This is a genomic window from Chamaesiphon minutus PCC 6605 (assembly GCF_000317145.1).
Classification (GTDB): Bacteria; Cyanobacteriota; Cyanobacteriia; order Cyanobacteriales; family Chamaesiphonaceae; genus Chamaesiphon; species Chamaesiphon minutus.
Genome location: NC_019697.1, coordinates 1,647,416 through 1,667,851 on the forward strand (window position 1 = coordinate 1,647,416; position 20,436 = coordinate 1,667,851).

At 46.7% G+C, this 20,436-nt stretch carries 23 protein-coding genes and 1 pseudogene; 11 read left to right on the forward strand and 13 right to left on the reverse strand.

What is annotated here, in order from left to right:
- Positions 1-20: 20 nt before the first annotated feature.
- The 4 genes from CHA6605_RS07610 to CHA6605_RS07620 all read left to right on the forward strand — a co-directional run bounded on the left by CHA6605_RS07610 (position 21) and on the right by CHA6605_RS07620 (position 1,311).
- Positions 21-575 carry a GNAT family N-acetyltransferase gene (locus CHA6605_RS07610; RefSeq protein ID WP_015158902.1) on the forward strand — a complete coding sequence of 185 codons (555 nt, stop codon included), beginning with the start codon at positions 21-23 and terminating at the stop codon, positions 573-575.
- An 80-nt stretch (positions 576-655) separates the two neighbouring features.
- On the forward strand, positions 656-847 hold the full coding sequence (locus CHA6605_RS31425) for a hypothetical protein (protein WP_015158903.1): 192 nt from the start codon (positions 656-658) through the stop codon (positions 845-847).
- Positions 848-904: 57 nt separating this feature from the next.
- Positions 905-1,150: a hypothetical protein gene (locus CHA6605_RS31430; protein ID WP_015158904.1), complete on the forward strand. Its 246-nt coding sequence runs from the start codon at positions 905-907 to the stop codon at positions 1,148-1,150.
- Between the two features lie 5 nt (positions 1,151-1,155).
- Positions 1,156-1,311 carry a VOC family protein gene (locus CHA6605_RS07620; protein WP_198288452.1) on the forward strand — a complete coding sequence of 52 codons (156 nt, stop codon included), beginning with the start codon at positions 1,156-1,158 and terminating at the stop codon, positions 1,309-1,311.
- 177 nt (positions 1,312-1,488) lie between these two features.
- Here the strand turns inward: CHA6605_RS07620 and CHA6605_RS33835 are convergent, their stop codons facing one another.
- Entirely contained in the window at positions 1,489-1,812 is a 324-nt protein-coding gene (locus tag CHA6605_RS33835) for a hypothetical protein (protein WP_015158905.1), read from the reverse strand.
- Positions 1,813-2,170: 358 nt separating this feature from the next.
- Complete coding sequence (locus tag CHA6605_RS07630; RefSeq protein ID WP_015158906.1) at positions 2,171-3,280, reverse strand: aldo/keto reductase; 1,110 nt, start codon at positions 3,278-3,280, stop codon at positions 2,171-2,173.
- 121 nt (positions 3,281-3,401) lie between these two features.
- Here CHA6605_RS07630 and CHA6605_RS07635 point away from each other — a divergent pair, with 121 nt between their 5' ends.
- Positions 3,402-4,223, forward strand: coding sequence for a LysR family transcriptional regulator (locus CHA6605_RS07635; protein WP_015158907.1), 822 nt, complete (start codon positions 3,402-3,404; stop codon positions 4,221-4,223).
- A gap of 82 nt (positions 4,224-4,305) precedes the next feature.
- Here CHA6605_RS07635 and CHA6605_RS07640 read toward each other — a convergent pair whose 3' ends face one another.
- From CHA6605_RS07640 to CHA6605_RS07675, 8 genes and pseudogenes are all read right to left on the reverse strand, one after another.
- A complete protein-coding gene (locus CHA6605_RS07640; protein ID WP_015158908.1) occupies positions 4,306-5,967 on the reverse strand; it encodes an ISL3 family transposase in 1,662 nt (553 codons plus the stop codon).
- Between the two features lie 187 nt (positions 5,968-6,154).
- Positions 6,155-6,898, reverse strand: a complete 744-nt coding sequence (istB, locus tag CHA6605_RS07645) for an IS21-like element helper ATPase IstB (protein ID WP_269744604.1) — start codon at positions 6,896-6,898, stop codon at positions 6,155-6,157.
- A gap of 511 nt (positions 6,899-7,409) precedes the next feature.
- Positions 7,410-8,411 (reverse strand): annotated as a pseudogene (istA, locus tag CHA6605_RS37165) (IS21 family transposase); the annotation flags it as partial.
- Between the two features lie 184 nt (positions 8,412-8,595).
- Positions 8,596-9,267 carry a tyrosine-type recombinase/integrase gene (locus CHA6605_RS07655; RefSeq protein ID WP_015158910.1) on the reverse strand — a complete coding sequence of 224 codons (672 nt, stop codon included), beginning with the start codon at positions 9,265-9,267 and terminating at the stop codon, positions 8,596-8,598.
- A 466-nt stretch (positions 9,268-9,733) separates the two neighbouring features.
- A complete protein-coding gene (locus CHA6605_RS07660) occupies positions 9,734-10,363 on the reverse strand; it encodes a hypothetical protein (protein WP_015158911.1) in 630 nt (209 codons plus the stop codon).
- A gap of 29 nt (positions 10,364-10,392) precedes the next feature.
- Complete coding sequence (locus tag CHA6605_RS07665) at positions 10,393-11,349, reverse strand: hypothetical protein (protein ID WP_015158912.1); 957 nt, start codon at positions 11,347-11,349, stop codon at positions 10,393-10,395.
- A gap of 6 nt (positions 11,350-11,355) precedes the next feature.
- Positions 11,356-12,522 carry a ParM/StbA family protein gene (locus CHA6605_RS07670; RefSeq protein ID WP_015158913.1) on the reverse strand — a complete coding sequence of 389 codons (1,167 nt, stop codon included), beginning with the start codon at positions 12,520-12,522 and terminating at the stop codon, positions 11,356-11,358.
- A 31-nt stretch (positions 12,523-12,553) separates the two neighbouring features.
- Positions 12,554-13,006, reverse strand: a complete 453-nt coding sequence (locus CHA6605_RS07675) for a hypothetical protein (protein WP_015158914.1) — start codon at positions 13,004-13,006, stop codon at positions 12,554-12,556.
- A gap of 618 nt (positions 13,007-13,624) precedes the next feature.
- Here CHA6605_RS07675 and CHA6605_RS07685 point away from each other — a divergent pair.
- Genes CHA6605_RS07685 through CHA6605_RS07700 form a run of 4 tightly spaced genes read left to right on the forward strand, consistent with a single transcriptional unit; the run spans position 13,625 to position 17,300 of the window.
- On the forward strand, positions 13,625-13,984 hold the full coding sequence (locus CHA6605_RS07685; protein WP_015158915.1) for a hypothetical protein: 360 nt from the start codon (positions 13,625-13,627) through the stop codon (positions 13,982-13,984).
- Positions 13,981-15,558: a relaxase/mobilization nuclease domain-containing protein gene (locus CHA6605_RS31435; RefSeq protein ID WP_015158916.1), complete on the forward strand. Its 1,578-nt coding sequence runs from the start codon at positions 13,981-13,983 to the stop codon at positions 15,556-15,558. The genes CHA6605_RS07685 and CHA6605_RS31435 overlap by 4 nt, the downstream gene beginning before the upstream one ends.
- Positions 15,559-15,613: 55 nt before the next feature.
- Positions 15,614-16,393, forward strand: coding sequence for a hypothetical protein (locus CHA6605_RS07695; RefSeq protein WP_015158917.1), 780 nt, complete (start codon positions 15,614-15,616; stop codon positions 16,391-16,393).
- A 10-nt stretch (positions 16,394-16,403) separates the two neighbouring features.
- The gene (locus CHA6605_RS07700; RefSeq protein WP_015158918.1) at positions 16,404-17,300 is read left to right on the forward strand and encodes a HipA domain-containing protein; all 897 of its coding nucleotides are present in this window, start codon (positions 16,404-16,406) and stop codon (positions 17,298-17,300) included.
- A 95-nt stretch (positions 17,301-17,395) separates the two neighbouring features.
- Here the strand turns inward: CHA6605_RS07700 and CHA6605_RS07705 are convergent, their stop codons facing one another.
- Entirely contained in the window at positions 17,396-18,022 is a 627-nt protein-coding gene (locus CHA6605_RS07705; RefSeq protein WP_015158919.1) for a TetR/AcrR family transcriptional regulator, read from the reverse strand.
- 114 nt (positions 18,023-18,136) lie between these two features.
- Here CHA6605_RS07705 and CHA6605_RS07710 point away from each other — a divergent pair, with 114 nt between their 5' ends.
- Both CHA6605_RS07710 and CHA6605_RS07715 read left to right on the forward strand, forming a co-directional pair.
- Entirely contained in the window at positions 18,137-18,817 is a 681-nt protein-coding gene (locus CHA6605_RS07710; RefSeq protein ID WP_015158920.1) for an NADPH-dependent F420 reductase, read from the forward strand.
- A 33-nt stretch (positions 18,818-18,850) separates the two neighbouring features.
- Positions 18,851-19,585 (forward strand): SDR family oxidoreductase, encoded by a 735-nt coding sequence (locus tag CHA6605_RS07715; RefSeq protein WP_015158921.1) that lies wholly within the window; start codon positions 18,851-18,853, stop codon positions 19,583-19,585.
- A 156-nt stretch (positions 19,586-19,741) separates the two neighbouring features.
- Here the strand turns inward: CHA6605_RS07715 and CHA6605_RS07720 are convergent, their stop codons facing one another.
- Together CHA6605_RS07720 and CHA6605_RS35635 are read right to left on the reverse strand one after the other, a co-directional pair.
- Entirely contained in the window at positions 19,742-20,236 is a 495-nt protein-coding gene (locus CHA6605_RS07720; RefSeq protein ID WP_015158922.1) for a QcrA and Rieske domain-containing protein, read from the reverse strand.
- A 40-nt stretch (positions 20,237-20,276) separates the two neighbouring features.
- The gene (locus tag CHA6605_RS35635; protein WP_232432224.1) at positions 20,277-20,432 is read right to left on the reverse strand and encodes a hypothetical protein; all 156 of its coding nucleotides are present in this window, start codon (positions 20,430-20,432) and stop codon (positions 20,277-20,279) included.
- Positions 20,433-20,436 lie beyond the last annotated feature (4 nt).

The window sequence follows — 20,436 nt, forward strand, 5'->3', positions numbered from 1 at the left end:
ATCGATCTGTAACTTTGACTATGGAAATTGTCACCAAGAGATTTTTATTGCGGGACTTTATCGACTCAGATCGCGTTCCATTTTTGGAGTACCAAGCCGATCCGCGCAACCTAACCTTTTATACTCCAGCCGAGTCTAGCCCAGATCGATCGGCATATTTATTCGAGCTATTTCAGGCTTGGGCTAGCGAAAATCCCCGTCGCAATTATCAACTGGCAATCGTCCCACAGCAAGCACCTCAGACACTACTGGGCTGCTGCGGCTTGCGGGAATTATCAGGTAAATCTGGAGAGATGGAACTAGGAATCGAACTCGCACCGAACTATTGGGGACGTTATGGTTATGCAATTGAAGTCGGACGTTCGCTGCTCGATTATGGGTTTAGGGAACTCAATCTAGCTGCGATCTCTGGCTCGACTATTAGCGCGAACGTGCGCGTCGAAAGGTTGGCAGCGTGGTTCGGGGCAGAGGTGGTGGCGATCGATCCAGGCTCGGCGTGGATGTCAGCCAGAGGGTGGAGTGAGGTGACTTGGCGGATATCGAGAGCGCGATGGGAGAGTCGTGTGGCTGTCTGACATCTACGTTTAATCCTTTTGGTAGAGGATCATCCTGTTGGGCGAGTTGTAAGCTAATCGAACAGACCGATACTGCTGACATGACCTGGAAAACTATTCTCTCTTTCGTGCTATTTGCGACCATCTTGACATCGATCGTCGGTTGGCTGACAGCGAATGGAATCTTACCACTGCGGCAGGTTATTCAGTACGGTGATGCCGAACGGAATTTTTTGCGAATTTGGCTGGGACTGGCGATCGTTATCGGTGTACTATTACCTGCGATCGCGTGATTATTTTGGCGCAATCGATTAATTTACCACCAGATTCTCAGTTTCTATTTAACTGTAATGGTCATCCAAATTGTGACAGAGCAAGTATTTAGCTCGATTATATTCCCTAGTTTAGTAGTGACAATTGGCTCGATTTACACCTTGTTTCGACTGTGGCAAATTTGGCAAGGATACCGACTGATTCAGGCAGTGCCAGAGAATTCCTCAATGAGTGGTTTATTAGGTTTGCTGGGGCTATTTTGGTTTAGCAATACGATTTTTTTGGTAACTGTAGGATGGCCGAGTATCTGGATTCGGAATTAGTACATGTGGAGCCACGAGATGAATTCTGCGGCGATCGATCGGCAGGTGTCAAAGATCCTACTGGGAATCATTGGTGGATTGCGACTCATCAGGAGGATGTCTCATCTACAGAAATAGCAGAGCGCATTAAAACCCTATTTAGTAATAAAGAACTAGTTTAAGTAGCTAGCTCCGATCGATGAATTTCTCGACCTAGCTCGGATCGAGAGATTCAGTAAGCATTACAAGCGATCGCTAGACACTTTCGCAGGAGGTCTTTTGTATCCCAACCCTTTCAAAGGTCGATCGTTACTCGAAGTTCGATCGCGAGTAGATTTGCGATCGGGTTATCAAAATTCCTAACAAGAACGGAGACCGTCGAGCTTTGCCGGAAGGAGAAATTGCTGTTTATATCCACTGTTTGCAGGGAGACTGACACAGGTACCATCACCTCCAAAAGCAATGATAATTTTTACGCGCACTTGGCGACGGCAACTATTATAGACACGGATCGTTCTGGTGATGTTCCCAGCGCGATCTGCTGTGACTGAAACGCAGTTTGGTGCGGGCCTTGCATGTGCAGCCGGAGCAATTGCCAGACTGCTGACGAGTGACAACGGTAAAGCTGTAAACCAGGCGGTTGCGGCAATCGAGCTGGAAACTCGGAAGCGATTTAGATTCACGATTGTCCTCCTGGGGATGAGATGAAGAAAATTTTTGAGTTAATCTCAAGGGATCTATTAATATTTACGATCTATGTAAATTTGGTAGCATGTCATTTACAGAGATCGAGCGCACATTGCTGCTTGAGAATTACTTCGTCAGAAGCCAACGCACTGGCAAAATTAGCGGCGATAGTTCAAGTATAGATTCGCGTCTAAAAGATTAACAATGTCTTTTTTAGGCAGTACGATCGTGCAAAAAAAACATTAATGAGGTTGGCGCGATCGAACGCTGTGTCAAGATTGGGTTGTTAATGACTATTTCAGCAAGGCATTCGTAGTAGAATCCCGATCGACCTCAGTACAAGGTTGAATTAACCTAAGTTCTAACATTTTTAGTAGCAGCCAAACCGGGCAGACTGACTAATCCAGCAAATTGCTTACCTGGATATGGGGGCATCTGTGCGAGTTTGTCAAATCCGGGCAGACTCTCCATGTGTTTCACCATGCGGGCGCGCATCGCCTTATCTGGCAGCGAGCCTGTCATTGCGCCGATATTTTCAGCGACATGCGCGGGATTGGTGGTAGCGGGAATCGCCGCAGTCACCGCCGGATGTGAGATAACGTACTTGAGAAAAAATTGCGCCCAGTTTTCACAGCCGATCTCGCGGGCAAATTCTGGTAGCGGTTGCCCGCGCACGACTTCAAATAGGCGTGCTTTCTCAAATGGCATATTGACTAATACAGCGGTGCCGTGCTCTGCTGCCGTTGGCAGAATCCGCTCCTCGGCTCTCCGTTCTAGAATCGAATAGCGAATCTGCACGAAATCTAGATCGCCTTTTTCGATCCAGTTGAGTAGGGCTGGCGAATACAAGGGCATCTCGTGATGCGTCACGCCCACATAGCGGATTTTACCAGCTTGTTTCCACTCTTTGAGCAACGGTAGCATGACATCTACATTCACCAAGCTATGTACCTGCATGGCATCTAAACGATCGCGTGACAAGCGTTGCAAGGATCGATCGAACTGTTGCTGTGCCTGAGCGCGATCTCCCAAATATTCACCCGTCGCCCACACTTTGTTAGTAATAAACAGCTTGTCGGTGATGCCGAGTGCTTTGGCAAATTCGCCTACATTCACCTCTGACATCCCATAGAGCGGAGAAACATCGAGCAGTCGTCCGCCACCATCCCAAAAGCGACGCATGACTTGCTGGATGTTATCTCGCGATCGATCCGATAATACATCAAACGTTAAAAAGGTGCCCAATCCGATCGCAGGCACTCGCTCTTTGGTGCGAGGAATCTCTTTGGTAATTAATGGGGCAGTTCGATTAGATGCAGGTGGCGATGCTTGTCCTTGAACTTGGGTAGTACATCCATGTAGAACGGAGGGAATGGCTGCGCTGGCAGCACTGAGTCCCATCAGTTGAAGTATATTGCGGCGGGAGAGCGATCGATCGGTTACTTCGGGACGATTGGCGTTCATCGCGGTAGCTCCTATAATTAAGGTTAATAACTGCCTAAATTCATCCTAAAAGCAAAGTAGGGGGTTGTTATTTCCGATCGGCTATGGCTTAATAACTAGCAGTTATCACCGGAGCGTACAGATGGAACTCCGTCAACTCGAATATTTCGTTGCCGTGGCGCAGGAGCTACATTTTGGCCGCGCGGCTGAGTCATTACACCTGAGTCAACCCGCACTGAGCAAGCAAATTCAAGCCTTAGAAGATAGCTTAGACATTCAACTATTCGATCGCACCAAACACTGGGTAAGACTGACGCTCGCCGGACAAAAATTTCTCGAAATCGCCCGCAACATTCTCGATGAAGTCGCGGAAGGGATCGCTCTCACCAAACAGGTGGCGGCTGGAGCTAATGGCAAACTCAGGATTGGCTTTACCGAATCGACACTATTTAGCCTTGCTCCCAAGATCGTCAGCACTTACCGACAGCAGTATCCCCAAGTCGAATTGACACTCACCAGCGGCGGTACCGAAACTCAAGTTGAAGCCTTGCGTACTCACCAAATCGATCTGGGCTTCGTCTACCTGCCAATTCGCGAACCGTCCCTCTCGATTCATCCCTTGTTTGAAGAAGCTTACATCGCTGCGCTACCTGCGGCTCATCGACTGGCTCGACAACCACAAATCGCGATCGAGTCGTTGGCAACCGAGCCGCTGATTTTTTATCCGCGATCGCTAGCACCGATTCTTCATGCTAATTTCATCAACTGCTGCGATCGATCGGGGTTTGTGCCTAAGATCGTCCAGGAAGCGGAACTGGCTCAAACTCGCTTGGGGTTGGCAGCGGCTGGCGTTGGCATTACCTTCGTCCTGGCTAATCTGCAAAATCTAACTGCGAAAGGCGTTGTTTATCGACCTTTAATTGGCGATTTTCTGACCCTAAAACTGGCATTGGCATGGTGTTAGACGACAATGAGGTTGGGTTCTTCCGAGCTTTTGGTGAAAGTGGGCGATCGAGCTACGCCAACGATCGGGAAAAGAAGCATTGTTACAGATTCAGAAGAAACCGTTTGGTGAGTAAATCTAGTCCAGCACGTCCATACATCTGTCGCTTTAACATTTTCAAGCGATTATTCAAACCTTCGACTGGACCATTGCTCACGGTTGTCATCATACTGGCTTTAACAGCAGCATAGTCCTCAAACAAACCTTCAGCAAACTGGACAATGGGTTTGAGCGAACTTTTAACAGCCTTAAGCAACCAATCATCAAAAGCATCTGCTCGTTGCTCTCGCAGCAGTCGTAAAAACTCATCTGCTAGCTCAACGGCTAAGGCTAAGGTTGGATGCTGCGAGACGATCCTAGCGATGAGTTTGGTATCCTCTGCGTCTCGATGCTCCACCCGCTTCAAAATTAAAAAGGCAGCTCGACTTTTAGTTAATGGCTCAAGTTGAGGATCGATCGCTATCGGTAAACCGAGGGTAGGTTTCACTCGGCTCGGTGGTAAGCCTTGAGCAGCTCTGACCGAACCCAGATAACGAGTTAGAGTGCGTTCGCTACCAGTGTATCCTTGCTGTTTTAATAAGACCATCAGGACTTTTGGCTGGCGAATTTCTGCATTCCACCACTCTAGCAGTGACTGCTTGTAGGGTTCCAGTAAGCTTCGACCCGATCGGTCGTTCGTCGCAGCTATTTCCGGCAAGTCAGGTGCGGCTAGATGGCGTTGGACGGTTCGCACGCTGACCCCAACCGCCTGAGCAATGGCAATCTGTGACCATTGCTGTTCGCTCAGCCGCTTGATTTTTTGTTGTTGTTGCACGCGCTGTTGATAGTTCGTTAGCTTTTGGACTTGGAGCTTGGCTGTGGTAGTCGGTCGAGCGGTTACAACCACGACGGTTTCGTTAGGAACAAAAGTCTGCCGTTGCTGTTGTTCGATTGCTTTGAGTTCGTTGCTATAGCTGCTGAAGACTTTTTCTAGCGTTTCTTCCAGGTTTTGCACCAGATGAAATCTATCGGCTACTTGAATGGCTGCTGGTGCCCCTTTGTCCATTGCACTTTTGTAAGTTTTCGAGCGATCTCGCGAAAGTATTTCGACCCCAGGATGTTCTATCAACCAATTTGTTAAGGTTTCTGCTTTGCGGTCTGCTAATAGAGCGATCGGTTGGTTAAGTTCTAAATCAACTAAGATCGTACCGTATCGCTCGCCTTTGCGAAAAGCAAAATCATCCACACCCATAATTCTAGGAATCTTAACTGCTGGTAGAGATAACTTCTTGAGGTGATTCAATAGCGTACTTCCGCAAGCTACAATACCGATGTGACCACACAGGCTAGCACCTGCTGCACCGCCCAGTGCTAATCCGATCGTCTGAATTTTTTGGCTTAATCTACTGGTCTTTCTTGCCCACGGAGCGGTCACTTCCGGTATCCGCTCGGTGAAGATTCGCCGAATGCAATCGGTATTATCGCAGAAGAACTTACACACTTGCATCACCAGAGTCAAACTGTAGTTGACACAGGGCAGGTCTGCTAATGTTCGTTCGTAACGGCTATGAATGCGTGTGGTTGGATTCGCACACACTGGGCACTGGACTGATGCTTGGGTTGAGGAGACGTTTGCGGTAATGTGATACTCATCTGTGTCGATTTCCTCGTGTTCCAACCGCAGTAGTTGGAAACCTGGGAGTAGGCATTTAAGAAATTGGGTCATATTCTCATGTTACTCACCGCCTCCGATCGTTGGCGTAGCTCGATCGCCCACTTTCACCAAAAGCTCGGAAGAACCGTGTTTTGACGTGTCGCGACAGGTTATTGTCAGGTAGGTGTCGCGAAAGCTGTCCTCAGATCGAAATGACAAGTAACGATCGGTGGCAACAGGGGCACAAAAAATATAGTCGTTAGGAAGATTGAGAGTTGTTCAGGCGATCGTTAGCAGCCTGACGACGATAGCTATCAGACTTGATTTCAAAAATCGTGCCATGATGCACTAATCGATCGACAGCAGCAACCGTCATCATCGAATCCACAAAGATTGAATCCCATTGGCTGAAAGGCTGATTGGCAGTAATTAGTAAACTTTTACGCTCATAACGATGAGCGATTAATTCAAACAGTACTGAAGTTTCGGCCTCAGATTTTTTGACATAGCCCAGATCGTCAAGCACCAGCAGATCGTAGCGGTCGAGTTTCCTGAGTAAAGCGGGCAATTGTAATTGCAGCTTGGCATGTTGCAACTCCTGAACCAAAGCATTAGCAGCAAAGAACTTAGCTCGCTTACCCAACTCCACCATCTTGCGAGTCAATCCAGCAGCCAGATGAGTTTTACCCACTCCAGAAGGACCGAAAATCAGACAATTTCCAGCTCGTTCCAGCCAGGTGACATCTTCAGCCAACTGCATCAAGGGAGCAGGATTGAAGTTGGGACAGTGAGTAAAATCAAAGTTGGAAAAACTTTTTGCGCTGGGAAGTTGAGCCTCGGTGAGTGCCCGTTGCAACCGGAGAGCGTTGCGGCGGTGTGTTTCTTGTTCGCATAATGCCAACAAGAATTTGGCATAAGACCATTGCTCTTGTATAGCTTGGTGTTCCAGAGATTCCCAGTGGGCGAGCATGTGAGTTAATCGGAGCTGCTTGAGGTGGAGAATGAGGTGCTGGTGGGGACTGGGGGCTGTAGGGGGACTCGAACTTAGAGCTGTGGTCGGAGGCATTGGCATCAATGAGCTGGTCATAGCTGGAGAGATCGTGTTGTGTGACAGTCACTTGAGGAAAACTTTCAGGACAATCCTGACGAAAGTGCTGTTGAAGTTGCTTGAGCGTCAGGGTTTGAGCCTTGAGTTCTCGTTCGAGATAGTCGCAGACAGCCGCTTCCTGATTTTGGGTGGCGGCAATGTACAAAGCTTCGACTATCAACACCGCTGCTGTGTCTAAGTCGAACTGAGCGGTTAGTTCTAACCACCGTTCTCGAAACGCTGGAGTGGGTAATAACTCCTGTTGCCAGGTGCAGTAAATAAAGGCTCTTGGTTTGCGCCGCAAACCTTCAATTACGTGTCGGTAGTTAATGCACCGTCCCCGTCGCTTATCAGTTTGTGTGACTCGAATTCGGGGCAGCTCGACTACTAGTTGGGTGCCCAAATAGCCTAAAATTCGGTCGTGATAAAGATGTAACTCTAATTGCCGTCCAATCAATCGCGATGGCACTGTGTAAAGGACGCACCGAACCTCAACCGTGCTTCTGGTGCTGACGCAAGCAGTAAGGATTTCATAGTCAGGGATACGATATTTTGGTAAGGATTGAAGATGAAGTTTCTCCTGTTCGTATTTCTGTTGGCACTGCTGGTTGAGTTTGGCCACTGCGGCTTCAATCAACAACTGATATTCTTCCAGAGTGTCGAAATCATTGCTACCACGCAGGTAAATCGCTTGTTTAATCCGATTTTTGAGATGACCGTGGGGCGATTCAATCGCACCATTTTCATGAGCAACACCTGTATTGTTGCGGGTCGGCTGCATCCGATAGTGGTCGCACAGTTCATCGTACAAGCGGGTTAGGGATTTATTTCCGCCCAGGTTCCGATAGGCTGCACTCAGGCTGTCGGTACGGTGTTGTTTGGGTACGCCACCACAGGCGGCTAGGGCATTCTGAAGTCCTTCAGCTAGGGCAATGAAGCTTTCCCCACCTTGGATGATTTGGGCATATTGCCAGCCGCTGTAAGCAAGTCGATAGTGATAAATCAAATGCTCGAATGACTTGCCAGCGATCGTTATCTCCATCCCTTTGAGTTGGGTAAAATCGGAGAGTCCCATCATGCCTGGTTCGTGACGTAGTTCAAACATCACTTCTGGACTCGGACCATGCAGCACTTTCCAGGTTTGGACTCGTCTTTGAATCGTTCTTAATACCTGGGGGTATTGTCCTGGATATTTATCCTGAAGATGCTCGAACAATGTCATCGGTTTGAGCTTGGGTTCTTGTTTGAGCATTGGCTCTAGTTCTTTGTCCCATACATCTCCCAATGGATCTTGGGTATTTTTACGCTCTGCTACTTTGCCCCGATTTGGTTGATGTTCTCCTGCTTCGATGCGTTGCCCCGTTCGCTCGGATATTTCAGCTACATAAGCTGCTTCGACTTGCTTCAAGCCGATTTCTCTTGCGTTCATATACGCTCTTTTCTGATATAAATGGATAGTTTTTCCAGACACTTGACTTTCTCTCTTCCTGGGGAGATTTTCTAGTGTCTTTCTTTTTGGCTGGCTTTGACTCTATTTTTGGTTCGGTCTTACTTGTCATACCGGATTACTTCTTTTTGTCACCTACCCGCCAATACCCTGTCACGACCCGCCATTAACAGTGTCGTCTAATACCCTTTCTCATGCCAGTACCGTTGAGCATGAGGACGATAAGTTTGTCTCTGAGGCGATGACAGGCATCCACTAGCGTTGCTACTTGCTCGTCGGTCAAGCAACCTGGAAAGCTCTTCGGCTCCTTGAGCTTGACTAGCTTCTGTCTGGTGGGTTTGCTCTTGGCGATACCCGTGAGCAATCCTCTGGTGCCAATCCCATAAGGCATGTGAAATCTATCGAACTGTTTGAAGTCTACTCGACCGTTAGCGATGTGATATTCGTAAAAGCCTGTAATGGCAGTAATCGCTCGATTGACGGTCTTTTCAGACCGGATTGCCTGCACTGGTTGCATGGATACGACTTTGGTTGTATCCCCAACTCTCAACCAGTACGCAAAATCTTCCACGTCAGTTAGGTTGATATTGCGCCAGTCTAGAGTTTTAAGTTCGAGAAATTTCCACCAGAATTTGAGATCGTAAGCGTATGCCTCGACGGTATTAGGAGACTTACCAGTACTGAGGTATGTGAGATAGCGTTGGATGGGTTCGACTACCTCGTAGCGATCGTCGAGCATCAGCCAGACGATTTCATTGGTATGGGGGTCGATTCCTTTCTGAATGTTTAACTTCATGGTGTAATCGTACCACAAAACACGTTGTAGAAATAAAACCATGTAACTATCTATCTTTGACTTCTGTATAAGAAGAGGGTCGTTGTTGTTGTTGTCTAATTAATAATTCTTGTATGAGATAATTGGCATCTCAGTTACAAGCAGAAGGAACCAGATGGCAAGTACAAATCGCATACCGTCTCCGTTAGACCCGAACAAGTAGCTGCTGTAAAAGTGTTAATTGCCGGAAATGTACCGCTAGAAGTGGTTTTGAGCTATCTCCGCAGTTCCAAGTAATTACTTGGAACTATGTCAAATCGGTTTAATTGAGACTGGTAAGCAGTTTCAGCCATTAATAGCACGATCGAATGGATCTCAATTTGCGATCGACTATTGACTAAAAGCTTAGTCAGATATGAATTCTGCTAGACCGAATAGTTCCAAGTAATTACTTGGAACTATTTGAGTCGCAATAATCGTTGCCGCATCAGCTTTTGAGCTTTATTCACTCGATCGGACCGCTTCGATCTTAAAATAATTCTGGCAGCCTTCGATATTCTGCCAAAATTGCATCCAACGGCTCGATAAACACTCGGATTATCTCTTTAACGGTACTGCGCGTCTTGGGAGTCAACCGCGTAAAAGCCACCATCAGCGAGCGATGGAGGCTCCGATCTGGCAAGGTATAGACAAGCGTAGACATCTCCAGCGGTTCGAGGACATCAAGGCGCGTCCCATATTGGTATATAGTCTGCATCGTTTTAGTTTTCATTCCTGTGGCAAGCATAGAGTACCATTGCTGTTGGGAAATAGTCATTGGCATCAAAAACTGTACCTTGATGTTCTTTGTCATCAAAGGCTCTAATTCCGCTACCACCCGATCCGCTTCCCAGGCATCGGTAGGAAGTGGTTGCCAGTAATAGGTGTCGTCGAGCATCCCAATTTCAGCTTCGACCAGATAATCCCACAATTGACTTGGCACCACATTCTCGATCACCCCTGGCACGGTCGTTTGTGTGTCGATTAATTTATCTAGATCCCACCTGTCGCATAAAGTAAAGTCTTTAGTATCGTGCCCTAGATCGTAAGTCTTCAAGATCGACTCGATCGCTTTAGTACACAAATCCGTATATCTATTGCTGGGGATTAAGTGCAGCATTCGCTCTTAACTCGCAGGTGTTTGGTTAGCTACTGTTGGGTCTGCTCCGTGCGATCGACTGCTGGCGTAGTACCATCAGCTTCTGCCGTCTGCGGTGGGAGGTACTTAGGATGATAGGGGATATAGCCAGTACTGCCTAATACCTGAGTTGCTTCCCTGAGCCATTTATTGAGCCGTCGCTTCGAGGGATCTGACATCCAGGTATCCGCTAGTGCCGCACCAAACGGAATATATTCGCTGAGAATCTTATTTTTATCCTCTGGAGCTACCAGCATTTCGGGGAAAACGATCGATTTAAATCCATACTTATCGAGCAGTGCTTGAATCTTGCCATCGGGGTCAAAATCCCCCCGCTCCCACCGGATATCCGTCGGGGCACCTAAATTCTTAACGAGTACGTGGGGAATCTGCCCCTCAAATCGCTCCACTGATTCGACAAATAAATCCAATGACTCGCGGGTGCCATTGGTAATGAACAAGAAGACAATATCGATCGTATTTTCGGGATCTTGGAGCATTTCGACCGCATCATTTTGTTCGAGCCACTGATTGATATGTGTCGCCACCTGGGACGGCAACACTAGTAGCACATCACGAACTTTCGCCAGTTCAAATATTTTGTCAGCGTGAAAATAGTTATCTGGGTTGCCCGTAAATACGATCTGCTCTTGTAGCGTCAATCGATCTGACTCGCTACCCTTGCCCTTACGCGAGAGGGTGGGGGTACTAGCTCGACCGCCTTGGAGTGCCACATCCTTAAACTCTCGATACATCTGGGGTGCATAAGTTAAACCCACATTCGGAGTCGAAACATCAGCATCAACTAGAAAAAACGAGCGATTGGCAGCGGTAAGCTGTTCTGCTGCTGTTAACCCCACGATCGTTTTACCCATCCCCCCTTTTTCACTAATGCTGACCAAGATCGTCGTTCGTTCGCCCTGGGGGTTGTCAGTTCCATCGAGATGAGCGATTACTTTCTTATTCACGAGCGTCTAATTTTTTGAAGTAGATTTAGCTAGAGATTTAGGTGTCGATTTGAGTCGGGGTTTGGGCATTAAGTACTCCCACAGGCAGTAAACATCGGCCATCCTCGCTTGGTATCCCTCCGGCACGTCTAGTTGCGGCAAGTGAAAGCCGATGTTGCTACCATAAATTGCGGCTTTACCACCCAACTCCGCATGTGCGGGTAATCGAGCGTCAAAATAAGCCACAAATTCAGCTTGCAGCACATCTGCCGTACCCCCAGACATCATCACCGCTGCTAGATCGCTGGGCAATTGTTCGTCGAGCCAATTAAAGACCGACTCACAATATATTTTATGGGTCTGCTCGATGACCTCAACTAATCGCACGATTTCTGCTGGATACGATCGCTCGTCCTGCCTTCGCAAAATCGGTTGAAGTGTGGCAACATCTTTGCTCGTCCAGTATCGAGCTAGTGCTACGCTCAATGTTTCTAACTGATATCCAGCCGTCTTGTTCATTACTTCCTTGACCCAACTGTTAAAGCCTAAGTCGCAACTGGCAAACCCAGCTACCATACCATCGGTGGCGATATAGCACGTCAAGTTGCGATGTCCTGCCATTAAGATGCCCACTCTCGACTGGAGATTACTGGGATGTCGATGTTGATATAGTTCGAGGATGCCCGCGCCCTCTGGATAAAAAGTAGCACTCGTCAAATTGACATTCATCGCACCCATTGGCGAGTCAAACTCGGCTAAAAACTCGCCCAATCGACCCTGTAATAACTCCTCATCGGCGAGTTCGCTCGGCGGTAACAGACACCCCAGCGACAGATCGAAACTGTGTCCTAAGTCGAACCGATCCGCTAAGAGCGATGTCGCCGCTAAAACTTTATAGGCAGCAGATTCGACCTTGAGTGGCTTAAAGCGTTGAAACGCCCCAAACCGTCGCGCCAATGCCCCGACAGCATAGTAGCGGTCTGCGACTCCCACAAAAGCGTACTCTCCTGTTGAGTGTCGAGAGCCTTTGCCGATGCTGTATCCGTCTAGCTTCCCCTCTAGACTCGATCGATCGATTTCAATGACTTCAGGAGACATAATCGACGATACTATTACCCCCTCACAAATACCGATTACTTTGGTCGCACTAGCTCCAAAGTCAACGGCAATAGACATCAGCTTGCGTCTAGCCATAGTTACCATCCGTGTGGCGATCTACAAATATCTACTTCAATCCTGAAAAATTGCTAGATCTTTGCGGTGGAATCAGTACTACCTCGTCATCATCATCCTCTGGGTCGTCCTCCACATTGTCTTCACCGACCTTTTTGTCCGATCGCTCGACGGCGATTGGCTGAGACAATTGACCCAAAAATGACACCCTTCTCGCCAATCCATCAATCGGAAATGGCAGACCTTCTAGGCTATAGAGATCGACCAATGAATTGATGTGACCGAGCAAGCGATCCAACGACTGATACCCGATCGTTAATAATTCTTTGTCTGACAACTTGCCGCGATCGACTAACATCGCGCCTGGTAAATAGTGAGCCACTAATGCCTCGATCGTCATCTCTCGCGATAAATTAGCTCTGGTTAAGTAAGCATAGATCGCTTGTAATCGACGATCGTTGCCCGAAAAATCGATGGTAATTCTCTTCCTTGCTGATTCAGTCATAATTGACTAATTCGATCGTTTCTCCAAATATAGCCAATTAGGATTATTTCTGGGTCAACTATAAATAAATGGTGACAGATTGACAAAAGTTCGATCGAACCACCCAGATTTTACCAATTTCGATTGCTATTTATACCGCCTTTATGGTGGCAATCTGTCACCATAACTCGAAAATACTGCCATTTTGGAAGCAGTTTGTCACCACTAAATTCTATTCTTATCGCTCACAGCGGTAATTGTTGCCCCATGCTCGATATTTCTAGTACTAATTTAAGGATTTGAGTTAGTATCGATATTAACCCGTATTACTCACCCGCTAATAGCTGTGCCCTGTTGGCTAATTTTAGCCTTAGCCAGCCATGTCATTCGTGGGTACATTCTTTAATACCTGCGGCACCTTTAACTGACTCATCTGGCAAAAGGATTACCACCCTCTTGACACCCACTAGAACTAATTTTAAAAGTTGTGCGCGAGCGAAATTAGCGATCGTCGTTAGACGACGCGCAAGCTTCGAGTCTTGTAATAAAACATCGGTTTTCACACTTCACAAATGTAACCACTTGTCTTGCAAGTTGAATCCGACTTTTAGTTAAACGTAGCTTGATGGTAATCGAACAATGACCAAGCCTCATAGTCCCGATGTTAAAGTAAATAGCTTCAAAATCAGAGTCAGCAATGCCGATCTCGATTTACTACACGATCGAGCAAAGTCGGTAAATATGCCACTGACCCAATATTTGCGATGGAGAGGATTACAACCCATCGGGCAACTCCAAAAAACTGCCGTTAAAGCCATTTCGGTTGTCGATCCTGCTAAGATTCTCATCCATAAAGAACTCAGACAGCAAGGTCATCACCTCGATCGCATTGCCAAGGGGATTAACACGGCTAACCTGACAGGGAGTACATTTAGCAACTATCAGCGGTTGCTTGCCGAAATTAGAGACGAACTAGCTAAGTTAGGAGCCAAGCTATGATTAGTCGCACGACACATGGCAGCAATTTTAAAGGACTGCTCGATTATTTGCTCAATCCTGAAAAACGACCAGAAATTATTGCTAACTATATGTTTGGGAACAATCCTACCGACTTGGCGCGGGAATTTAATGAGGTTGCCAGTCTCCGACCTACGACCAAACTACCCGTGCGGCATATCTCCCTGTCTTTCGCCCCTGGGGATGTTGTAGATCGTCTCGATCGGGAATCGATCGTCAATCGAGTTATGACGCACATGGGTTACGATGACTGTCAATTTATCGGGATCGCCCACCACCGCGACGATCCAGGACACGATTTGCCCCACGACCACGACCATCTACATATCGTTGTGAATGCTGTTGATGTCTACGGTCGAAGAGTTTCTGATAGTTGGGATCGGTTCAAGATTCAACCGATTCTTCGAGGGATCGAGCGCGATTTTGGCTTGCAGCCCGTTAAAAATTCCTGGGAGGTAAAGCAGGAAAAGGTTCATAAGCTAAATCCAGACCTAGAGATTTTCCAACTAGTCGATCGATCCCTTGAAAACTGCCCCAATCTAGAGACTTGGATCGATCGCTTGCAGGAGTCCCAAATCGATGTCCTGTTTGCGCTACGGCAAGATAATCAGGTCAATGGCATCACTTATCTTCAAGGTAGTCGGGCATATAAGGGCAGCGAGATTGGGGTAAGTTGGAATGCGGTCGCTCGACAAGTCCCGACCACCCCCGACAACCTGCCACTGATTAGGGCGGCTAATGATAAAAGCCAGGAGCATCGCATGGATCTGGGCGAGATCGAGAGACAGAACTTCGATCGGGCGGTGATGATGGCAAATATGGTAGTCAAGGGGCGCGAACGGATCAAAACCGGACGACTCGACATCAAACGAGATGGCGACACTCTGACGGCTTACCGGATGCGTCCGCATCGCCAAATCTTTAAGGCGATCGAGACACTGGGGGGATGGGAACCTGTGGGATTTCCCAATATCGAGCGTATAGATCTCAATTTATTGACGAAACTATCTGGCTATAAAGACGCGCCAGCTTACATATTAGAAGAGCAGGATCTGACAATCGTTCGCGTAGCGGATGAAATCGCGCTGAGGGAACCTCAGCGTGCGTTTCACCAGCGACGCATCGACTCGGAGGGAACCTCCGAGTTGTGTGCGTCAAGACAAGCAGCGTTCCCTTTGGGAAATCGATCGTCAGAGTTACCACACTCAAGCAGTATCCCAGTGACCTTGAAGCAAATCATCGATCTCAAGAACTACTATGTCAACTCTCCTGAAGGACGCGCTAAACCAGAGGGCAGCGACGCTCTAGAGAAGTTTGACATCTATAAATTGCAACTATCTCAGCATGGTAAAGCGGCAACTGGCGATCCAAATCTCAAGATGACGAATAAGTTTTTTAAGACCTTCGAGTCTGACCGAATAAAGCTTTGTGCCGCAGACCGAGCTAACTTAGACGCGGCTTCGGCGTTTGCTACCGAACAGGCACAGATCGCTCTTGAAATCGCCCAAGCATCTTCGCTAGAACTCAGGCAACGCAGCCGTGGATGTTCGAGATAATTTGGTGAAAATGATATAATTAATCTATTCCCGTACGATCCTCATCATCGAAGATATGAATACGAAATCGGCTGTGACCAGAGTTATTTCTAAGGTGAATGTTCGTGATGTTGGAATTAATGAAGAAGAGTTTTCTGCCAATATTATTGAAAGTCCAACCGTAAATGGACTGTATTTGGGTTGGGTACGAAAGGATACTCAAAAATGGGAGCCTTTGGCTAAATTAACGATCGTCGAAGGTGGGTATACAGCTCAGTACACTAGCAACCATGAGGAAATATCAGCCCTGTATCCAGGCTATAAGGATCTCTTGATTTGGTCGGAGCTAGATGTTGTAAATCGAGATTTTCCACACATATTTCGGAATAGAATGCCCCTGTTACGAAATGATGTTAAAAATGATTGTGAATTTCTAAAGTTAGATTATCCCCAGATCGATAAAATAGCTTATGTCAGTCGATATGGAGGAAGAATTTGTGGCGATAAATTTAGTATTTGCCCGTCGATCGAACCCGATGCGTCAGGCAACTATATCTTTTACTGTGCTTTGAGTGGTGTAGAAGAAAGACAAGAACCAAGAAAAATTTGGCAACAGATTAGAGATCGATCTGGGAAGTTTAGCTTAATCAAAGCTGAAGATAAATATTGCCTGGAATTTGAAGGTGTAATCCTTGGATATCTCGAACAATACTTTGAACTCATTGATGGCGAAATTATTCAGATCGAGATTATCAATTTTACCGATCCTAGCAAACGCCAGGGTCATTCAGTCCTGCTCAAAATTATCATTCATGGTAAAAATGCTTACGCTCATAGATTGTTTCAAGACATCTAAACTACTTTAAATGTCAAATCTATATCCAATTATTACCGTTCTTAGGGAAACTCTCGATAGAAGTGAAAAGTTTCTAGGTGGAGCCGAAGAAAAATATAAAATTCCTTGGAGACAGACAGATCTAACTCGCGAACAAATAGCTATCTTCAAGATCGATAACGAACCTAGAGAACTAAGTCGGGTATGGATCGAAAAACTCGGAGCCGAACTTGCAACTGCGATGGGATTGCCTACGGCTACTTATGAGATGTGCCAAACGGAGCCAGATCTTCGAGCGATTCTTTCTCCCAGTTATATGAAGCTGGAAGCGCAAGAGCGATCGGGGATGAGGCTAATGCAAGAAGTTCTTGCTGACAACGAACGACTGTATGCGATCGAGAATGTGATTGCTGTATTCGACCGCCTCGATATCGGGTTGCCTTCTGGATATAATTCGCCACCAGAAATTAGCATGGCAAAAGATTTATTTGTCGGATATTTACTCCACGACTACTGGATCGATAATCCCGACCGCCACGACCGTAACTGGGGGATTCAAGTCGATCTAAATGGGAATAAAGAACTCTTACCAAACTATGACTATGGACGTGCTTTAGTTGATTTTCCACTGACAAATAATCGATTTGAGATCTTTGCCGAACGACTCGGACAAGTGAGAACTTGTGCTTTTGTCAATAATGACGGCGACAAAATCAAAATGGATGAAATGGTTCGATTACTAACCAAAATAAATCCAGATGCTACGAAATATTGGAGCGATCGCATCGCCCAAGTGGGGGAAAAAGGACTAAATGCTGTATTCGATCGTTTTCCTCTAAATTCGGCAAGTCCAGAAAGAATTGAATTTGCGAAAGTATTTATCGATTACAATTCTTTCCGGTTACAGCAGATCGTTCAGAGCATATAGAAGCCATTTGAGATCTTTGAGGGCGATCGATCGTAATTTTGTCAACGTTTCTGGCCAGCGGCGGCAGATCGCCTTTGCATCACCACCAAGATCTCTCAACCGTCTGCTGCACCAGGGTTGTTATACTGCGTCGCTATCGAATTACTCAAGCTACAAGCGTAAGCTTCAATCATTACTGCTGCCGCTTTTGCTAATTTGATTCCATTATCATGCTTCTTGAATAATCGGCACTCTGCGAAGGCTCCATCAACCAGTATCAATAATGCCGCACTCAGTTCCTTAGCTTGTTCGATTCCAGCGAGTTCAGCGAGTTCTATCAGGCAACCGCGCATTTTCTGTTTGTGCGCGATCGCCACCTGATGTCCCGGATAATCGGCTTCAGGAAACTCAGAAGCGACCATCAGGAATGGACAACCGTGACTATCTGCACTACTCAACAATTCATCAAGCCAGATAAAAATGGCTAGCAACTGTTGCTTGGGTTGCCTCAGATGCTGGTTAACAACAGTTTCAAACAGTTCCCAAAAGCGTTGATTTCGCCCTTCCAAATAGGCAACAACTAAATCATCTTTAGAAGGAAAATAGCGGTATAGCGTTGTTTTCGCCACTTCAGACTGGGCAATAATCGTATCCACCCCGATCGCTCGAACCCCTTCGCGATAAAATAATTCGTCCGCCACACCAAGGATTCGCGCTCTCGCGTCAGTTTGAGTTCTAGACATTTTCATCTCCCAAAAAATCGATTATTTTTTTATTCTACCCTTGACAGCTACAGACCTGTCTGTTTTAATAAAATAAAAGCAATACAGACCTGTCTGTTTTAAGGAGGATAGAGTATGAAGATTGGGATTATTGGCAGTGGCAACATGGGGCGATCGCTTGGCATTCTCTGGGCAGAGCAAGGGCATCAAGTCTTCTTTGGTGCTCGGACTGCTGAGAAAGGAAAAGCTGTGGCAGAATCGGCAGGACAAGGGACACAAGGTGGTACTAATGATGAAGCCGCAGCCTTTGGGGATGTAATACTGTACTCGGCGCGGGGTGTCGATCCGGTTGAGGTATTATCCTCAACGGCAGTCTTGACGGGCAAGATTTTAATTGACCCTAATAATTCAACGATTCCCGCAGAATTTGCCTACGAGCCGATCGAGAAATCCTTAGCTGAAATCTTGGCAGAACAAGTCCCGAATGCGATCGTGGTTAAAGCGTTTAACACAATGGCGCAGGAAGTGTTTGAGCTTGCTCCAGAACCGTTAAGAGGGCATCGCGTTTCTGTATTTGTGGCGAGTGATAATGAGACAGCCCGACAAACCGTAATGCAGTTAGCAGAGGAAATTGGCTTTGTGGCGATCGACAGTGGCAGATTACGCAATGCTCGCATGATTGAAACCATTGGCGATTTCATTCGGTTTGTTATCATCGGTCAGCAACAGGGCAGTTACGCGACGATTTCAGTGGACGTTTTACCTGCGGTAGAGACACAACGGCTAGGTGGGAGACAGGCTTCGGATTTGAAATAGACTATACAGCTTTCACTTTAGGAGGTTAACCCAATGTTTGATTCACTCTCTGGCAAAAAAGTCGTGATTATCGGTGCAAGTTCGGGAATTGGATTAGCGGTTGCCAAGAAGACCGCAGAATTGGGTGCATCGGTGGTGATGTCAAGCCGATCGCAAGACAAATTAGATCGAGCAATGGAAGGAATTTCGGGACAGGTTGAAGCGATTGCGGCTGATATTTTGGATGAAAACTCAGTTAACGCACTGTTTGAACGAGTTGGCAATTTCGATTATTTAGTGATTACAGCAGTGGCGGATGAAAATCTGCTCCGCGCACCTTTGGCAGAGATTTCAACAGAAACGGCTCAACGGGGTATGGAGAAATTTTGGGGCACATTCTTTGCGACTCGTGCAGCAACGAAAACGATCGCTCAAAATGGCTCGATCGTCTTAACATCCAGTGTCTCTATCTTCAAACCTGCAAAAACGGGCGGGGTGTCTGTGATGTCTGCTGCGAGTGGGGCAGTCGCGGTATTTGGGCGATCGCTGGCGGCAGAACTCGCCCCGATTCGCGTCAATGTGATTGCACCCGGAGTGGTAGATACCGGGGTGTGGAGCAACACAAGTGAGGTACAGCAATCGGAACTAACACAATGGGCTGAAGAGTCATTGCCTGTAAAGCATCTTGGGCAAGCAGAAGAACTCGCTCAAGCAATATTGAGCTTGATGACCAATACTTACATCACAGGGGCGATTTTGCCTGTCGATGGTGGCTTAACTGTACTGTAGTCAAAATACTTACAGATAGGCTGCAAACATCTCTCTTCACGAACAGGTTGAGCAGTATAACTATTTATCAGACGGAAAGTTATCCGTATAACACCCCAAATTGGGTGAATAGCCCGATAACTGTCCGCATATCCCCTAGCAAATAGGGGGACTACTCTAATTAGATTTAGTGGATGGAGCCGAGATTTTAACTAAGACTTGGCTGCCAACAATTTTAGCTTGATATGCTGTCAGGGGTTTGGTTGCTGGCCCATTTAATACTCCTCCATTAGCATCAAAATTGGCACCATGACAGGGACACGCATATTTCTTCTCTCCTGCTGCCCATTTGACATCACAACCTTGATGCGTACACTTGGGATTGACTGCAATTAATTGTTTGGGATTAGTGGGATTGCGGACGATTGCGACTTCTTTAGTTTGCAAGTAGCCATTTTTGTCTAAATCGCCGACCGAACCAATGACTGTAAAACCTTCAGGCTTTTTCCGAGCGGCTGCTTTAGGGTTATCTTTATCATCGATCCCTAAAACATCGTGATTAGTTATTTTTGCCGTTGCCTTCTGTGAATTTAAGATTGTGAGAATTGCTGGAAAAATACTAGCGATCGAAGCAATACTGAGATATCCAAGAAATGAGCGACGTTTGAACATGATTTTAATATTCTAAAAAGGATTTGTTTGATGAACTGCTTTATTGCTGTCTTATATCTACCAAGTTATACTGAATATATTCAGCTCTGAGCCAGTGCATGGAAATTTCTTGTGGTGAATCCAATCCTAAATTTAAAGCAGCGAAATAGCTTTCTCTTTGTGATGGATACAGTTCGATATGTCGGTGTGCTAACATGACA

Coding starts and splice junctions, on each gene's coding strand:
- CHA6605_RS07610 (WP_015158902.1), top strand. CDS start 21: ATGGAAATTGTCACCAAGAGATTTTTATTGCGGGACTTTATCGACTCA.
- CHA6605_RS31425 (WP_015158903.1), top strand. CDS start 656: ATGACCTGGAAAACTATTCTCTCTTTCGTGCTATTTGCGACCATCTTG.
- CHA6605_RS31430 (WP_015158904.1), top strand. CDS start 905: ATGGTCATCCAAATTGTGACAGAGCAAGTATTTAGCTCGATTATATTC.
- CHA6605_RS07630 (WP_015158906.1), bottom strand. CDS start 3,280: ATGAACGCCAATCGTCCCGAAGTAACCGATCGATCGCTCTCCCGCCGC.
- CHA6605_RS07635 (WP_015158907.1), top strand. CDS start 3,402: ATGGAACTCCGTCAACTCGAATATTTCGTTGCCGTGGCGCAGGAGCTA.
- CHA6605_RS07640 (WP_015158908.1), bottom strand. CDS start 5,967: ATGACCCAATTTCTTAAATGCCTACTCCCAGGTTTCCAACTACTGCGG.
- CHA6605_RS07655 (WP_015158910.1), bottom strand. CDS start 9,267: ATGGTTTTATTTCTACAACGTGTTTTGTGGTACGATTACACCATGAAG.
- CHA6605_RS07660 (WP_015158911.1), bottom strand. CDS start 10,363: ATGCTGCACTTAATCCCCAGCAATAGATATACGGATTTGTGTACTAAA.
- CHA6605_RS07670 (WP_015158913.1), bottom strand. CDS start 12,522: ATGGCTAGACGCAAGCTGATGTCTATTGCCGTTGACTTTGGAGCTAGT.
- CHA6605_RS07675 (WP_015158914.1), bottom strand. CDS start 13,006: ATGACTGAATCAGCAAGGAAGAGAATTACCATCGATTTTTCGGGCAAC.
- CHA6605_RS07685 (WP_015158915.1), top strand. CDS start 13,625: ATGACCAAGCCTCATAGTCCCGATGTTAAAGTAAATAGCTTCAAAATC.
- CHA6605_RS31435 (WP_015158916.1), top strand. CDS start 13,981: ATGATTAGTCGCACGACACATGGCAGCAATTTTAAAGGACTGCTCGAT.
- CHA6605_RS07695 (WP_015158917.1), top strand. CDS start 15,614: ATGAATACGAAATCGGCTGTGACCAGAGTTATTTCTAAGGTGAATGTT.
- CHA6605_RS07700 (WP_015158918.1), top strand. CDS start 16,404: ATGTCAAATCTATATCCAATTATTACCGTTCTTAGGGAAACTCTCGAT.
- CHA6605_RS07705 (WP_015158919.1), bottom strand. CDS start 18,022: ATGTCTAGAACTCAAACTGACGCGAGAGCGCGAATCCTTGGTGTGGCG.
- CHA6605_RS07710 (WP_015158920.1), top strand. CDS start 18,137: ATGAAGATTGGGATTATTGGCAGTGGCAACATGGGGCGATCGCTTGGC.
- CHA6605_RS07715 (WP_015158921.1), top strand. CDS start 18,851: ATGTTTGATTCACTCTCTGGCAAAAAAGTCGTGATTATCGGTGCAAGT.
- CHA6605_RS07720 (WP_015158922.1), bottom strand. CDS start 20,236: ATGTTCAAACGTCGCTCATTTCTTGGATATCTCAGTATTGCTTCGATC.
- CHA6605_RS35635 (WP_232432224.1), bottom strand. CDS start 20,432: ATGTTAGCACACCGACATATCGAACTGTATCCATCACAAAGAGAAAGC.